We start from the raw sequence: 16172 nt of genomic DNA on the forward strand, positions 1-16172 counted from the left end.
TTCCTCATTAACTCCGTACGGCATACGACAAGGAGTATTGTGAACCTTCCAGCCTCCTCCCGGCCCGGCTCCCCTCCCGCCCGATCCCCGCAGGCACCTTCCCTCAGCGCCACCCGGCTGCGCAAACGCTATGGTGCCGTTCACGCGCTCGACGACTTCGACCTCACCATCCCGGCGGGCAGGATCCACGGCCTGCTCGGGCCGAACGGTGCGGGCAAGAGCACGGCCGTTCGCGCACTCGCAACCCTCATTGACCTGGACTCGGGCGAGGCGACCGTCGCCGGGTACGACCTGCGCTCCCAGCCGGCCGGTGTCCGGGCGAGCATCGGCCTCGTCGGGCAGAGCCCCGCTGTCGACGAGATCCTCGGCGGCAGGCAGAACCTCATCATGTTCGGCCGGCTCTTCGGCCTGGGCAAGCGCAGCGCGGGGGTCCGCGCCGACGAACTGCTCGCGGCCTTCGACCTCAGCGAGGCAGCCACCCGGCCGGTGTCCGGGTACTCGGGCGGCATGCGGCGACGCCTCGACATCGCCGCGAGCCTCATCCTCTCCCCCGCGGTCCTCTTCCTCGACGAACCGACGACGGGACTCGACCCGCGCGGACGCAACGAGGTCTGGCGCACCATCCGCCGAATCGCCCGCGCGGGCACAACAGTCCTCCTCACCACCCAGTACCTCGACGAGGCCGACCAACTCGCAGACACGATCTCCGTCATGAACGCGGGTCACGTCATCCGCTCGGGAACCCCGGACGAACTCAAGAAGCAACTGGGCGCCGATCGCATCGTCGTCACCGTTGCGGATGCCGCTGACCTCGCGGCAGCGGCGGATGCCATCCGGAGCGGCGGCGAGGCCACCCTCGACGAGGCGGCGCGCACCCTGACGGCAGAGGCGCGGTCGGGCACTGCGGCGCTCATGGCAACGGTGCGTGCTCTCGACGCCGCCGGCATCCAGCCGGTCGACCTCGTGCTCCGCCGACCCACCCTCGACGAGGTGTTCCTCGCACTCACCGCACAGGAGAACCCATCATGACCACGCTCACCCACTCCCCGGCGCCGCACGCGCCGGCATCCCGCTCGTCGGTTCCTCGCTCGTCGGCCCTGCGCAACGGCTGGATCCTCACCCAGCGCGAGCTGCTGCACTGGGTGAGGCAGCCCGCCCTGCCGATCTTCGGGCTGCTGTTCTCGATCATGCTGCTCCTCATGTTCGGGTTCCTCTTCGGCGGCGCGATCGAGGTCCCCGGCGGCGGCGACTACATCAACTTCCTGCTCCCCGGCATGTTCACGCTGACCATGCTGTTCGGACTCGAAGGCACGATGCTGGCGATGTCGACGGATGCCGCCAAGGGCATCACCGATCGCTTCCGGTCGATGCCGATCCACAGTTCGGCGGTGGCGCTCGGGCGCAGCGGAGCGGACATGGCGTCGTCCATCCTGAACCTCGCCGTGCTTCTTGGTGGAGGGCTGCTGATCGGGTGGCGCATCACCACCGACATCGGTTCAGCCTTAGTCGCCGTCCTGCTCCTGTTGTGGCTCAGGTTCGCCCTGCTCTGGATCGGCATTTTTCTCGGGCTGGTCTTTCGCGGACCCGGTGCGACCATGGCGGTTCAGGTCCTGATCTGGCCGATCGGTTTTCTGTCCAATGTCTTCGTTGCACCCGAGACGATGCCGGGCTGGCTCGGCGCCGTCGCCGAGTGGAACCCGATCTCAGCCACGGCCACAGCCACGCGCCAGCTGTTCGGCAATCCGACCGGCATCACGTCGGGCTGGCTGCCGGATGCCGCGCTCGGCATGGCGCTCGGCTGGCCGCTCCTGATCACGCTCGTGTTTCTGCCGCTGTCGGCGAGGGCGTACCGCCGTTTGCGCCGGTAGCGACGACGCCCGTCGACAGCTCCCGCCCACAACGAAGCCGCCCTCCCCGGTCGGGAAGGGCGGCTTCGAGTGCGACTACTTCTTCTTGGCCTTCAGCGACTTCTCCTGCACGGGTGCGGTGCCCGAGGCGCGAAGATCAGCGAAGTAGGCTGCGGCTTCGTCCTGGCGCTCGGCTTCGATGCCGGAGGCTACCGGCGCCCGGAGGTGCTCCTGGGTGTACCCGAACGCCTCGACCAGGTCGAGGGCGTGCGGACGGAGGCGCGCGAGCAGCCTGTCGATGTACGCCGTGACGGCACCGGCGCGCTGGCCGGACAGCCTGCCGTTGATCAGGTACCAGGAGAGGTTCTTCTCGATCAGCCCGAGTCCGAACAGGTCCCTGAGCCAGGTCAGCACCTTCTTCGTCCCCGGGTCGGTGACGTCGGCGAGTGCCTCGGTGAATGCTTCCCACTGGAGCAGCTCGGTGTGCGCGCGAGCCGCTTCGATGAGCTGGTTCTGGTTGGCGTTGAAGAGCGCAGCGGCATCCGTTGCGCTCAGCTTGCTCGCTGCCCGCAACCGACCGGCGATCCCGGCAACCATTCCCTCGACACGGGCCGTGAGCAGCTCGCGCTGTGTTGCCTCGTTCTGCAGGTGCCCGACGGACCGTGCCGTCGACCCGAAGTCGGCAACGGTCTGCGCGAGAGAGCGAAGTCCGGTGCCGTGAACGACCTTTCCGCGAGCCTGTTCCGCCGCGAATCGGGCGAGCGTCGCCGCGTCAGCGCCCTTGAACCGCTTGGCGTAGTCGCCGAGGAGCCGCTTGCCGACGAGCTGAAGCAGCACGTTGTTGTCGCCCTCGAACGTGACATAGACGTCGAGGTCGGCGCGCAGGCTCGTCAACCGGTTCCCCACCATGAAGCCGGCGCCACCGCACGCTTCGCGCGCTTCCTGGAGGGTGTCGAGTGCGTGCCAGGTCGACAGCGACTTGAGGCCGGCCGCGAGCGTCTCGAGGTCCTGCCGATCGTCTTCGGTGTCGGACTTGCCACTGAAGACACCGTCGAACTTCACGAGCAGCGTGTCGTGGGCGAAGATCTCCGCGTAGGTTGTGGCGAGCTTCGGCAGCAGCCGTCGCTGGTGACGCTGGTAGTCGAGGATGACCTCTTCCTGCGTGTCGCTGGCCGCGTTGAACTGACGCCGCTGACTTCCGTAGGTGATCGCGATCTGCAGGGCGACAGCGGATGCCGCGACAGCGGCTCCGTCAAGCGACACACGCCCCTGCACGAGGGTGCCGAGCATCGTGAAGAACCGGCGACCCGGGCTCGAGATGGGCGACGAGTACGTGCCGTCCTCGGCGACGTCGCCGTATCGGTTGAGCAGGTTCGTGCGAGGGATCCGGACGTGCGTGAAGTGGAGCTTGCCGTTGTCGATGCCGTTGAGCCCGCCCTTGATTCCGTCGTCTTCACCGCCGATTCCGGGGAGGAAGTTGCCCTCGTCGTCACGGAGAGGAACCCAGAAGCAGTGAACGCCGTGGTTGACACCGTTGGTGATGAGCTGGGCGAAGAGCGTTGCAGCCTTCCCGTGCACCGCCGCGTTGCCGAGGTAGTCCTTCCAGGCCGCACGGAACGGCGTGTGGATGTCGAACTCCTGCGTCTCTGGGTCATAGGTGGCCGTCGTCGCGATTGAGGCGACGTCGGAGCCATGGCCGACCTCTGTCATCGCAAACGCACCGGGGATGTCGAGGCTCATGATGCCTGGCAGCCACTTCGCGTGGTGCTCGGGAGATCCGAGGTGCATGACGGCCGATCCGAAGAGGCCCCACTGCACACCGGACTTGATCTGCAGCGACGGGTCGGCGGTGACGAGTTCCTCGAACCCGGCGATGTTTCCACCGTGGTCGTCTTTGCCGCCGAGCGCGACGGGGAAGGCGCGGTGCACCTGGCCGTTCTCGACGAGGAGCTTGAGCTGGCCGAAGACACGCTCGCGGTGCTCGTCGACGCTCTGACCCTCGATGCGGTGGAACTCCTCGCGCGCGGCGAGTGCCCTGGCATTCAGCCGCTGCTCCGGCCAGGTACCGAGCAACCGGTGTGCGAGGTCAGGCACGTTCACCCTGGATCCGTCCGGGCCACCCGCGGGAAGGTCAGCGAGCACGTCGTCGCGGGTAATCTCATCGGGGCGGATGGTGGTGTCAGCCATGGGAAGGTCCTTGTCTTTCGGCACTGAAGTACGTCTGAATAAAACCTACGAGCGGCACCTGCCGATACGAAAAATGCCGTTCCACCGCTACAACTGGAGAGAACAGGCCCCACACTCGCGCTGTGGAAACCTACAGTCAGGGGGGTGATTCCTCATTCAGACCCCACAAGGTGCAGCGCGAGATTCCGTCGAGCGATCGAAGACGTGCCCTTCGCGCGGATACAGCGTATGGTCAAGAGACACAGCCGACGCGGCTGGCAGGTCGAAGGAGCACTCATGCCAAGCAAATCACCCCAGAAAAACTCCGCCAAGAAAGAACCAGCGAAGTCACTGAAGGAGAAGCGCGCCGACAAGTCGGCGAAGCGCGAAGACAAGGCTCGCAAGGGCTAAGCAGCCCGAATACTCTTTCTCACTCAAGCGCTGTGCCCCCGGGCACGGCGCTTGAGTGCGTTAACGGCCGTGAGCCGAGGAGTGGCGAGCTACGGAGCAGACAGCTCGTGCGGCTCGGCGGGTTCACGGCCCGCAACGACGTCGAGCAACGGCTGCCCGTATGTCGCCCGCTTCTTCTCGCCGATACCGGTGATCGTCGCAAGCGCATCGAAGGAATCGGGCCGCGCGGCGGCGATGGCGCGCAGCGTTGCATCGCCGAAGACGATGTACGCGGGCACACCCTGCTGCTTCGCCGTCGCCGCGCGCCACGCGCGGAGCGCCTCGAAGAGCTCGACATCCTGGGGGGCGAGGCCGGATGCCGCCTGTCGGCGCGCCTTGCTGGCGGACGCTCGCCGCTCCGGCTCGGTGCGCATGGGCACCTGCTGGGTGCCGTAGAGCACCGATGCGCTGTCGTCGGTGAGACCGAGGGTGCCGTATTCACCGCGCGTTGCGAGCAGGCGCTTGGCCAGGAGCTGCCGGATGACGCCACGCCACTGCTGCTCGCTGAGGTCCTGCCCGATTCCCCACGTCGCTATCGACTCGTGTTTCCACTGAGTGGTGCGCGGTGTGGTCTTTCCGCGGAGGATGTCGATGAGGTGGCCGGCACCGAACTCCTGGTTCCGCTCGCGCTTGAGCCGGACGATCGTGGAGAGCAGCTTCTGTGCCGGGATCGTTCCGTCCCAGACCTGGGGCGGATCCAGGCAGGTGTCGCAGTTGCCGCATGGCTCTGACGGCTGGCCGAAATAGCTCAGCAGGTTGGTTCGGCGGCACTCGACCGTTTCGCACAGTGCGAGCATCGCGTCGAGGTGTGCGGACATGCGCCTGCGGTGGGCGAGGTCGCCGGGTGACTCGTCGATCATGCGGCGTTGCTGCACCACGTCCTGCAGCCCGTAAGCGAGCCATGCGATCGAGGGTTCTCCGTCACGGCCGGCGCGACCGGTCTCCTGGTAGTACCCCTCGACGCTCTTCGGCAGGTCGATGTGGGCGACGAACCTCACGTCGGGCTTGTCGATGCCCATTCCGAAAGCGATGGTCGCGACGATGACGATGCCGTCCTCGCGGAGGAACCTGGCCTGCGTTTTCTGGCGAACCGATGCATCGAGGCCTGCGTGGTACGGCAGGGCGTGAATGCCGTGTGCCTGCAGGTGGGCCGCGGTCTTCTCCACAGTGTTGCGGCTGAGCGCGTAAACGATGCCGGCCTCGCCCGCTCCTTCTTTGGAGATGAAATCGACGAGCTGCTTGCGCGGCTCGTTCTTCGGCACGATGCGGTACTGGATGTTGGGCCGGTCGAAGCTCGCGACGAAGTGCGCGGCGTTCTGCAGGTGCAGGCGTTCGGTGATTTCGCGGTGCGTGGCATCCGTCGCCGTTGCGGTGAGTGCGATCCGCGGCACGTCGGGCCAGCGCTCGGCCAGCTCGCCGAGGGCGAGATAGTCGGGGCGGAAGTCGTGCCCCCACTGCGATACACAGTGGGCTTCGTCGATGGCGAAGAGCGCGATCTTTCCGTTCGCGAGGAACCGCTTGGTGGCCTCCGAGCTCAGTCGCTCGGGGGCGACGTAGAGCAGATCGAGTTGCCCGGCGAGGTACGCCTGCTCGACGCGATCACGCTCGACCGGGTCCTGGGTCGAATTGAGAAAGGCTGCCCGGACGCCGACGGCCAGAAGTGCGTCGACCTGGTCCTGCATGAGGGCGATGAGCGGCGACACGACGATACCAGTGCCGTCGCGCACGAGTGAGGGCACCTGGTAGCAGAGGCTTTTGCCGCCGCCGGTGGGCATGAGCACCACGGCGTCACCGCCGGCGATGACCTGGTCGACGATCGCCTGCTGCTCACCCCGGAACGAGTCGAAGCCGAAGACCGAGTGCAGCACGTCGGCTGCGGTGGGGGCCCTTGACGCTTCTGGCAGCACGTTTGTCACCTCGCAAACGATAGCCGCTGCCGCCGACAACGGTTAATCGCGGGAGGTGTCCCACGGCTGGCGCACCGCCACCGCTGCAGTCCCATGCGGGCGCTACAGATACTTCTGCAGCGCCCGCATGCATGTGCAGCGCTCGGTAATCGCGGGGGGGGTCCCGCGGCTGGCGCACCGCCACCGCTGCAGTCCCATGCGAGCGCTACAGATACTTCTGCAGCGCCCGCATGCATGTGCAGCGCTCGGCGCCGGGCGCGTCGAGCGCTGGGCCCTCGCTAGCGCGGGTCCCGTGGCGAAGAAGCGTCACCGGCGTCAGTTTCGCCAGCCTCGTCGGCACCGGGGCCGGCGGGCGGACCCTTCTTTCGCCGCACCAGGACGACGGCAACCACTGCCGCGATCACGAGAACGGCGAGCGCCCCGCCGATCCAGAGGAAGTCGTTCGGCGCGGCGGTCGTGTCTTCAGACTCGATCGGACCCGACGGGGAGGCGGTGTCTGTTGCCTGGGTGGTGAACCTCGGCTCCGGGGAGGCCGATTCAACCGGCGCCTGGGCCTGCCCGCACACCGGCACGGCTGGCACTCCCGCCGCGAGCTCCTGGCCGGATGCCGGCTGCCAGGTGAACGTGAATTCTCCCGAGATCGGATGCCCGTCAGCGGACACCACCTGCCAGAGGACCGTGTAGTCGCCCGGCTGGCCGAGCTGCACCGGGGTATTGAGCGTGCTGCCCGAAACGGTCATGCAACCGTCACCGTAGTAGAGGGTCTCCGCACCAGGGCCGCGAACCTGGATGGCATTCGACGTGCCGCCCGCCTCGAGGATGGCGTCGTTGGTGGTGACCGAGAATGTACCCGGCTGCTCCGTCACGACGGAATCGGCAGCGGGTGTCGAGGAGACCAGCGCGTTGTGCGCTTGCGCGGGCGCCCCGGCGAGGCCGAGGCCGGCAACCGCGAGCAGCCCGGCGAGTGTCGAGAGTCCAAGAAGGCGGCGAATACGCATCTGCCCAACCTTCCATACTCTGGGCGCGGGTTGCCCCTGCGCGTGGGCCAGCTGTGTGCCTGGGTGGACTGTGTGAGTTCGATTCATGAGTTCCGAAATTCGTTGGGGTGCGACCGGCGCGCAAAGCGGCGGTCGGCGAAAGAAAATGGTCTGCTGTGTGCCGAACGGATGCTCCCCGTCGGGGAGGGCAAGTCCCCTCCGTTGTCAGGCGAACGAGCGGGTCCGGCGAACGGGTGCGGGAGGCCCGCGATGGCGCATGGCTGAGAGCAGCACGCGCTGACGGGCAACGAGCACGGGCAACCAGTCGGCCGCGGTGCGAACCCCGCTGCCGCCAATAGGGACGACACGGGCGATGATGAGCGCCCGAACGCCCATCCGGAGGGTCTCGGACAGAGCGACGAGCACTCGCTCGCCGCGAACCAGGGCCACAATCGTGACACCGGCGGCGAGCGCGTGACCGAGCCACATGGCCGCGGCGGGCGTCGCGTGGGCGTGGGTCACGGCATCCGTCGACAGCAGAACCATTCCGGGGTGGTGCCCCGCGCTGGACGCTGTGCCCGTTGTCGTTGTGCCCGTCGTGGCTGTGCCCGTCGTCGCTGGCGCGAGCGCGAAGAGGAGGTGGTAGCCCAGCTGGCTGAGCACGACCGAAACCGCGAGACGCCAGTGCGAAAGCGCTCGACCGGCGAGGGTGATGCACACGAATACGGCGAGGACGGATGCCACGGCGAGCGCGAAGATGCCGGGAGCAGCGTCGCCGGAAATCGTGTGGGAGAGCGCGGCGGCGAAGGTGGCCAGTGCGGCCGCGAGAAGGCCGCGGAGCACGCGGGTCCGCCGAGCGCGCATGATCGTCCTTCCCGCGGGAGTGTGGGCTGACTGGCCCTCCCTCCACTGTACGTTGCCCGCCGGGCACGGGGCTCCCGGACCGCGGCGAGCGCCCGGCGGTAGCGGGTCAACTACGCTTTCGTCATGCTCACCGCGGTCATCGGCCTGTTCGGCGCTCTCGTCTATGGCGCGGCCGACTTCCTCGGCGGCCTCGCGTCGAAGCGAATCAGCCCGCTCAGGGTCACAGCGCTCGCGGCGGTGTCCGGTCTTGTCGTTCTCCTCGCCGTCCTGCCTCTCGGCTTCGGGCGCTGGTCGGCGGAAGCCGTGCTGTGGGGAGGGCTGTCCGGCGTGACCGGCGCCATCGCCATCTCGCTGCTCTACGCCTGCCTCGCGATCGGACCGATGTCGATCCTGTCACCGCTCACCGCCGTCGTGTCGGCGATAGTGCCGATGACCTGGGGCCTGGCCACCGGCGACGAGTTCGGCGTCCTCGGATTCTTTGCCCTCGGACTCGCGCTCGTCGCCGTCATCCTGGTCGGTTTCGTTCCCGAAAAGGGCGCGGTGCGACCGAGCATCCGTGGTGTGCTGATGGCGATCGGCTCCGGCGCGATGATCGGCGCGTTCATCATCCTCATCGACCAGACGCCCGAGGATTCCGGGATCGTTCCACTCGTGATGAACCGAGCCGTGAACGCCGCGTTGATGTTCACCGCCGTGTTTCTGGTCTGGCTGCGTACCAGGAACCCCGGTCGCGGTCGGCGCCCCTCCGCACCAGCGCGGACCGGGTGGCGCCAGGGCCTGGGCCTCGCCATCGCGTGTGGCATCGTCGACGCGCTCGCCAATACGCTGCTGCTCATCGGCATCCGGATCGGTGATCTCTCGGTGATGAGCGTGCTCACGGCGATGTACCCCGCAGGCACCATCCTTCTTGCCTCCGTGGTGCTCAGGGAACGGATCGCCCCCGTGCAGTGGCTCGGACTCGTGCTCGCGCTCGTCGCAGCAGGAATGCTCGCTCTCGCCTGACCGGGACCGTGGCCGTTCGGCTCGGCCGCGCCGTGACCGGGCGCGCCGTGACCGGACCCGACAGGACCGGATGAGGGAATCCGCTCGCGCCTCGACGACGACAGGAATAGGTTGGAATGAACCCTTCCGTCGTTCGTGAGAAAGCAGGAACCTGTGGCTGATGATGCCGACCAGACCACCAGCGTCACGAGGAACGACGACGAGTCGAGGTATGAGATCCGGGTCGATGGCTCGCTGGCCGGATTCGTCGCATTCCGCCAGAACCCCGGCCGACTGGCCTTCACTCACACACTCATACAGCCAGAGTTCGAGGGGATGGGCCTTGGCTCCACCCTCGTGCGGAGCGCCCTTGAGGACGCCTCCACTCGCGGCGAGACGATCGTCCCCTTCTGCCCGTTCGTTCAGTCCTGGCTGAAGCGTCATCCCGAGTTCGAGGGCACCGTCGACTGGGAACCAGTCCAGCAATGACGCGACTCGACCAGCCGGTGAGCGAGTCGCTCAGCTCGCGCCCCGGTGCGACGGGGCAGACGACGCGCCGGCTCGAGTCTCGCGAGGTCCCGCTCGGAGGCATCCGTGGGATCGTCGTGCACCGGTCGCTCCCCCAGCGCGCGCTGCCCATGGTCGGCGCGTGGTGCTTCCTCGACAGGTTCGACGACGAAGAGGTCGGGATGAAGGTGCTGCCGCACCCGCACACCGGACTGCAGACGGTGACCTGGCCCGTCGAAGGCAGCATCCGACACCGTGACAGCGTCGGCAGCGATGTCGCCGTCGAGCCGGGCGAACTCAACATCATGACGAGCGGGTACGGCATCTCCCACTCCGAGTTCTCGCTCGGCCCCGTCGGCAGCCCGCTTCGGGGCCTCCAGTTGTGGGTGGCGCTCCCCCGCGACGTCGCCGACATCGATCCGTTCTTCGAGCGCCATACCGAGCTTCCGGTTTACCGCGCGGACGGCCTCACCGCGAGCGTCCTCGTTGGCAGGCTCGGCGACGTCGTCTCTGAAGCGACCGTATTCACACCACTGGTCGGGGCGGATGCCGTGATCGACGCTGGTGCGCGCGTCACGCTCCCGCTCGAAGGGCACTACGAGTACGCGGTTATGGTGCTCTCGGGCACTCTCGAGGTGGCCGGAGAATCGCTCACGCGCGGGCCGCTCCTCTACCTCGGCACGGAGCGTGAATCGCTCGACATCGCCAGCCCGGACGGATGCCGGTTCGTCCTGCTCGGAGGCCTGCCATTCGCGGAGGAACTCATCATGTGGTGGAACTTCGTGGCACGGAGCCACGAGGAGATCGTGAGCGCGCGGGACGCGTGGGAATCGCGCAGCATCCGTTTTGGTTCGGTTGAGGGCCACGGTGGTGAGCGGATCCCGGCACCGCCGTTGCCCGGGGTGCGATTGACGCCGCGTCGCCGACAATCCTGAGCGCGACTCCCAGACGACACGCACTAAACTTAGGGTTACCTCACCCCTGAACCAGCTCACCCGAAACCGAGATCGACATGCGAAACGCGAGCACCCGCCTCCTGCTCACCTGCGCAGCCATCGGCGTCGCCGGTGGCCTGGTTTTTGTGGTCAGCGGCTATCTCAACGGGCTTATGTCTGCGACTATCCCGGTTCTCTACGGTTCGCTTGTCGGCGTGTACTTCCTCCCCGGCGTTGTCGCACAGTCGCTCCTTCGACGCGGCGGAGTCGCGCTGCTCACCGGTCTCTTCGCCGGGCTCATTGCCGCGGCCTTCAGCCCCCAGTGGTTCCTTCGCTACCTCGGCGCCGGCCTTGCGATCGGGCTGCTGCAGGAGCTGCCATTCCTCGTCAGCCGCTACCGGTACTGGCGGGCCTGGGTCTTCTACCTCGCTGCGGCGATCGCCGGGATCATCTTCGGCGCCGGGGTCTATCTGGCCATCGGCGCCGAACAGTTCAGCGCGGGCCTCAGTGTCGTGTACTTCGGCCTGTTCGCCGTGAGCCCGATTATCTTCACCTGGCTCGGGCGGGTCATCGCCAGCCGAATCGACAAGACCGGGGTGGCGCGGGGGCTGCAGCGTGAGGTCGACCGCAGGCCACACGTCCCGGATTCGGCCAACGCACCAGTGGCCTCCGCGTGACCAGCTGAATGCCGGATCACACCGCCGCGCTGCGGCTCGACGATGTGCGGATCCGCTATGACGGGAGCGCAGACCACACCCCGAACGGTGTGAGCTTCGACGTTCGCACGGGAGAAGTCGTCCTGCTCCTCGGCCCGTCGGGTTGCGGCAAGTCGACACTCGCCCTGTCACTCAACGGCCTCGTCCCGCACGCGGTCGCCGCTACGCTCTCAGGGACCGTCACGGTGCACGGCATCCGAACGGCGGATGCCACGGTGTCGCGGTTGTCGCAGGACGTCGCGATGGTCTTCCAGGACCCCGATTCGCAGCTCGTCACCGGCACGGTGTTCGACGAGGTCTGCTTTGGGCCGGAAAACCTCCTTCTCCCCGTCGCCGAGGTGCTCGAGCGAGCCGAACGCGCACTGAATGCCGTCGGGCTGTGGGAGAGGCGTCTCGACAACCCCGACCTGTTGTCGGGCGGCGGCAAGCAACGACTCGCCATCGCCTGCGCCCTCGCGATGGACACCGGGGTACTCGTACTCGACGAGCCGACCGCCAACCTGGACCCGACCGGAATTGCCGATGTCTACGCGGTTCTCCGCGATATCGCTGCGGCGGGGACCCACGCGGTTGTCCTCATCGAGCACAACCTCGACGCGGCCATGGACCTCGTCGACCGGGTCATCGTCCTCGACGGCACCGGGAAAATCGCGTTCCAGGGCGACCCGAGAACCGTGCTCGCCGGGGCCGCGGACCAGGTCGCGAAACTCGGGGTCTGGCTGCCCGTCGCCACCCTCGCCGCGTTGCGGTTGAGGAGCGCCGGAGTGGTACTCGATCCACTCCCGCTCACACCGGCCGAGCTGACGGCCGCGCTCAACGGCATCCGTTCTCTTCCCCCTCTCGCGGAACGCACGCCTGAGCCGGCCGTCGTTCCGAGGGACGCGGCCGTGAGCGTTCGCGGTCTCACCGTGACCCGCGGCCGCACCCCGATCATCCGTGACGTGTCGCTCGAGATCGGCCGGGGTGATTTCGTCACGGTGATCGGCGCCAACGGAGCGGGCAAGACCACGCTCGTGCAGGCTCTTGCCGGAGTCGTTCCGCCGCCGAAAGGGCGGGTTCGCGTCGGCGATCTTGATCCGGCGACGAGTGATGCGCGGATGCTGGCGGACCACGTCGGGTTCGTCTTCCAGAACCCCGAGCACCAGTTCATCGAGAACACGGTGTTTGACGAACTCGCCCACGGGCTGCGGGTGCGCCGCGGACGTTCGGGCGGCGGGCTGAACGCGGATGAGATCGAGGCGCGAGTCACAGCGATGCTCGAGCGGTTCGGTCTGGAAAAGCACCGCGACGCCCACCCGTTCCTTCTCTCCGGCGGGCAGAAGCGCAGGCTCTCGGTCGGCACGGCGCTCATCACCGGCGCCCCGGTTCTCGTCCTCGACGAGCCGACGTTTGGCCAGGATCGCCAGCGGGCGAACGAGTTGCTCACCCTGCTTCGGGACCTGCACCGCTCGGGGACGACGGTGATCACCGTGACCCACGACCTCCAGCTGGTTGCGGAGTATGCGAGCCACGTGGCTGTGATGCACGACGGGCGGCTGCTGGCGTTCGGGCCGGCCGCTGAGATCCTGGGTGACGGCGAACTGCTCTCGAGGGCCGGGCTCATTCTTCCCCCACTCGCGCGGGCGATGCGGGGCGTGACGCGGCATCCGTCGTGGATGCCACTCTCGCGGGTCGCTGACCTGCCGGGCAGCCTCCCGTGACGGCGGCGCTCGACCCGTACTCCGTACGGCGAGGGGTGACGGGTCGTCACTTTCTGCACAGGCTCAACCCGCTGGCGAAGATCGCGGGGCCATTGCCGTTCATGGTCTACCTGCTGTTCGTGCGCGACATTGCGACTCCGCTCGTCTTTATCCTGCTTGCGCTTCTGCTCATCACCGTCGGGGCAAAACTCAGTGCCCGGCTCGCGGTTGCGCTCTGGCTCGGCCTGCCGGCGATTGTCGCGGTGCTGTCGCTCAGTTTTGGGCTGTGGACGGATGCCGCACGCGTCGACGACACGCCGCTCCTGTTCCAGCTCGGCGAGTACCGCTTCTATCTCGGGGCCTGGCTGATCGGGCTGGCCACGGCACTCCGACTCGGGGCGCTGCTGTCACTCGCGCTGATCGCCGGGCTCACGATGACCGGTCCCGACCTGGTTCGGGCGCTGGTCCAGCAGCTGCACGTGCCCTATCGCATCGGCTACACGGCACTCGCCGCCTATCGGTTCGTGCCCCGGTTCCGGCTGGAACTCGAGCAGATCAGACGGGCGCACCGCGTTCGGGGAGTGTCAGGCGGCAGGGGGCCGCTCGCCGGCATCCGTCGTGGTCTCGGCTACATCGTGCCGCTGCTCGTCGGGGCCATCCGTCACGCTGAACGGGTTGCCCTCGCCATGGACGCGCGGGCATTCGGTGCGCACGAGTCGCGGACGGAGCGGTACCTCGTGCCGTTCCGGGCCCGGGACTGGGCGTTCGTCGTGCTGTTCTGGGCGGTTGGCGCGGGCCTCCTTGTCGTGGCCGCGGCTCTGCTCTAGCGCACCTCTGCACCGAGCGCTGCACGTCCATGCTCACGCTGCAGAAGCTTCTGTAGCGCGGGCATGGATCTGCAGCGGTCGGCGCACATAGAACGCGCTCGCGCACTTTCACTCCACAGATAGCCCGCTATTCTCGAATCCATGTTCTAATGGAGTGCATGAGGTGGGATGGTCAGCAGCTCGGCACCGAGGAGCCCTCGGCGCTCCCGGGCCTCGCCAAGCTCAACAACCTCGTGCGCAGCGTGCAGACGCCTGAGTTCGCCGGAGTGACGTTCCACGAGGTGCTCGCGAAGTCAGCACTGAACAAGATCCCGCGGCAGTCGCAGATGCCGTTCGGCTGGACCATCAACCCCTACCGTGGCTGCAGTCATGCGTGCGTCTATTGCCTCGACCCCGACACCCTCATTCTGATGGGTGACGGCCGGCAGAAGCCGTTGCGGCTCGTGCAGGTCGGGGACGAGGTCATGGGAACCGAGACTCGCGGTTCCTACCGCCACTACGTGAAGACTCCGGTTCTCGCGGCCTGGGGCACTGTGAAGCGACCGTTCCGCATCACCCTCGCCGACGGAACCGAACTCATCGCCAGCGGCGACCACCGTTTCCTCACGGAGCGCGGCTGGAAGTACGTGCAGCGGGCGACCGACGGCAGTCAGCGGCCTACCCTTGCTGTTGAAGAGTCGCTTCTCGGCTTTGGGCTGAGCCTCCCCGCGCAGGACAGAGCATCATCGATCGTGGGCAACGTCGTCGAGGGAAGTGACCGCCTTCAGATCGTCTCCATCGAGGATCTCGGCTCTGAGATCAACATGATCGACATCACAACGGGAACCGGTGACTTCGTCGCGAACGGGGTCATCAGCCACAACTGCTTCGCCCGCCCCACCCACAGCTACCTCGACTTCAACGCCGGCGACGACTTCGACAACCAGGTCGTCGTGAAGATCAACGTCGCAGACGTGCTCGCGAAGGAGGTCGCCAAGCCGAGCTGGGGCAAGTACCCCGTCGCGCTCGGCACCAACACCGACCCGTACCAGCGCGCAGAGGGCAAGTACTCGCTCATGCCGGGCATCATCACCGCTCTGGCGAACTCCGGCACACCACTGTCGATCCTCACCAAGGGCACGCTGCTCCGCCGCGATATCCCGCTGCTCGCCGAGGTCGCCCAGACCGTGCCCGTCGACCTCGCGATGTCGATCGCTATCTACGACGACGAGCTGCAGAAGTCGATCGAGCCGGGCACTCCGTCGGCAAAGGCGCGACTCGCCACCGTCACCGCGGTACGCAACGCAGGGCTCGACTGCAGCGTGTTCCTGATGCCGATCCTGCCGTACCTCACCGACACGAAGGCCCACCTCGACGAGGCACTGCGGCAGGTGAAGGCGGCGGGAGGAACGAGCGTGCTCTTCACCTCGCTGTACCTCAAACCGGGAGTGAAGCCGTGGTTCATGCACTGGCTCGAGCGGCAGCATCCCGAACTCGTCACGAAGTACACAGCGCTCTACGCCCGCGGGCAGTACGCGCCGAAGGAGTACCGCACCTGGCTCGCCGCACGCATTTCGCCGCTGATCCGCGCCCACGGACTCGAACGGGGCCGCGAAGACCCGGCGACGGGCGGCATCCGATCGAAAGCGCTCGGGATGTTGCGAAACGACGCCGGAGAGCGGCCCGCGTTCACGAGCGATGACGGATCGACAGGCGCGCGCATCCTGCCGTCGACCGAACAGCCGATGCTGTTCTGAGAGGTCACGATGACGAGCGGCTGCCTGTCGTCACGCCTCTGAAACGGAGGTGGGCAAGGCTCGAAGAGGGACTGGCTGTACGCGGGTCCGCAACGGGTCTCTGCGGCCGGCCTCAGTCTGCAATGAGTCGCTTACCGAGCACCGTCACATCGTCGGCGGCATAGCCGAGGTTGTCATAGAAGGCGAGCACGTCGGTGTTGGTCGACCGCACCATGAGCATGATCTTGGGGCAGCCGCGATCGGCGAGAAGCCGTTCCGCCTCGGCCATGAGCGCGCGACCGGAACCGCGACCGCGCTGCGACGGATCGACGGCCAGGTACGAGACCCACCCCCGGTGACCGTCGAAGCCCACCATCGCTGTCGCCGTCACCGTGGCATCCGTCTCACCCACGAGAAACAGCTCGGGCTGCGTCGTGAGCTTGCGCTCGATGTCGCGGTGGGGATCGTTCCACGGGCGGGTCAGCCCGGAGGCATGCCAGAGCGCAACGACCGCCTCGGTGTCGTCGACCTCGGTATCGGCACGGAAGGGGCGAATGTGCATCCACTCATTCTGCCGGGTACACGAAAACACCCGTTCCGG

General features: G+C 67.2%; 14 protein-coding genes. 9 read left to right on the top strand and 5 right to left on the bottom strand.

Annotation, left to right across the window (positions count from 1 at the left end):
- The first annotated feature begins 39 nt into the window (after positions 1 to 39).
- The gene (locus AC1X6S_RS11880; protein ID WP_483405965.1) at positions 40 to 1029 is read left to right on the top strand and encodes an ATP-binding cassette domain-containing protein; all 990 of its coding nucleotides are present in this window, start codon (positions 40 to 42) and stop codon (positions 1027 to 1029) included.
- The gene (locus tag AC1X6S_RS11885) at positions 1026 to 1868 is read left to right on the top strand and encodes an ABC transporter permease (protein ID WP_483405966.1); all 843 of its coding nucleotides are present in this window, start codon (positions 1026 to 1028) and stop codon (positions 1866 to 1868) included. The genes AC1X6S_RS11880 and AC1X6S_RS11885 overlap by 4 nt, the downstream gene beginning before the upstream one ends.
- A gap of 75 nt (positions 1869 to 1943) precedes the next feature.
- Here AC1X6S_RS11885 and AC1X6S_RS11890 read toward each other — a convergent pair whose 3' ends face one another.
- From AC1X6S_RS11890 to AC1X6S_RS11905, 4 genes are all read right to left on the bottom strand, one after another.
- Complete coding sequence (locus tag AC1X6S_RS11890) at positions 1944 to 4034, bottom strand: acyl-CoA dehydrogenase family protein (protein ID WP_483405967.1); 2091 nt, start codon at positions 4032 to 4034, stop codon at positions 1944 to 1946.
- Between the two features lie 479 nt (positions 4035 to 4513).
- Positions 4514 to 6379, bottom strand: coding sequence for a DNA helicase RecQ (recQ, locus tag AC1X6S_RS11895; protein WP_483405968.1), 1866 nt, complete (start codon positions 6377 to 6379; stop codon positions 4514 to 4516).
- Positions 6380 to 6648: 269 nt separating this feature from the next.
- Complete coding sequence (locus AC1X6S_RS11900) at positions 6649 to 7368, bottom strand: copper resistance CopC family protein (RefSeq protein ID WP_483405969.1); 720 nt, start codon at positions 7366 to 7368, stop codon at positions 6649 to 6651.
- A gap of 204 nt (positions 7369 to 7572) precedes the next feature.
- Positions 7573 to 8211 carry a hypothetical protein gene (locus AC1X6S_RS11905; RefSeq protein WP_483405970.1) on the bottom strand — a complete coding sequence of 213 codons (639 nt, stop codon included), beginning with the start codon at positions 8209 to 8211 and terminating at the stop codon, positions 7573 to 7575.
- 123 nt (positions 8212 to 8334) lie between these two features.
- Between AC1X6S_RS11905 and AC1X6S_RS11910 the strand changes: the two genes are divergently transcribed.
- From AC1X6S_RS11910 to AC1X6S_RS11940, 7 genes are all read left to right on the top strand, one after another.
- Positions 8335 to 9213, top strand: a complete 879-nt coding sequence (locus AC1X6S_RS11910; RefSeq protein WP_483405971.1) for an EamA family transporter — start codon at positions 8335 to 8337, stop codon at positions 9211 to 9213.
- Positions 9214 to 9366: 153 nt separating this feature from the next.
- Positions 9367 to 9681 carry a GNAT family N-acetyltransferase gene (locus AC1X6S_RS11915; protein ID WP_483405972.1) on the top strand — a complete coding sequence of 105 codons (315 nt, stop codon included), beginning with the start codon at positions 9367 to 9369 and terminating at the stop codon, positions 9679 to 9681.
- Positions 9678 to 10634 (top strand): pirin family protein, encoded by a 957-nt coding sequence (locus AC1X6S_RS11920; RefSeq protein WP_483405973.1) that lies wholly within the window; start codon positions 9678 to 9680, stop codon positions 10632 to 10634. The genes AC1X6S_RS11915 and AC1X6S_RS11920 overlap by 4 nt, the downstream gene beginning before the upstream one ends.
- A gap of 77 nt (positions 10635 to 10711) precedes the next feature.
- Entirely contained in the window at positions 10712 to 11311 is a 600-nt protein-coding gene (locus AC1X6S_RS11925; protein WP_483405974.1) for an ECF transporter S component, read from the top strand.
- Positions 11312 to 11319: 8 nt separating this feature from the next.
- Entirely contained in the window at positions 11320 to 13050 is a 1731-nt protein-coding gene (locus tag AC1X6S_RS11930) for an ABC transporter ATP-binding protein (RefSeq protein WP_483405975.1), read from the top strand.
- A complete protein-coding gene (locus AC1X6S_RS11935; RefSeq protein WP_483405976.1) occupies positions 13047 to 13856 on the top strand; it encodes an energy-coupling factor transporter transmembrane component T family protein in 810 nt (269 codons plus the stop codon). The genes AC1X6S_RS11930 and AC1X6S_RS11935 overlap by 4 nt, the downstream gene beginning before the upstream one ends.
- A gap of 158 nt (positions 13857 to 14014) precedes the next feature.
- Positions 14015 to 15592: an Rv2578c family radical SAM protein gene (locus tag AC1X6S_RS11940; protein ID WP_483405977.1), complete on the top strand. Its 1578-nt coding sequence runs from the start codon at positions 14015 to 14017 to the stop codon at positions 15590 to 15592.
- Between the two features lie 112 nt (positions 15593 to 15704).
- On the opposite strand, the gene AC1X6S_RS11945 is transcribed toward AC1X6S_RS11940, so the two are convergent.
- Positions 15705 to 16133 (bottom strand): GNAT family acetyltransferase, encoded by a 429-nt coding sequence (locus tag AC1X6S_RS11945; RefSeq protein ID WP_483405978.1) that lies wholly within the window; start codon positions 16131 to 16133, stop codon positions 15705 to 15707.
- Positions 16134 to 16172 lie beyond the last annotated feature (39 nt).

Source organism: Mycetocola sp. Y442 (genome assembly GCF_056898615.1).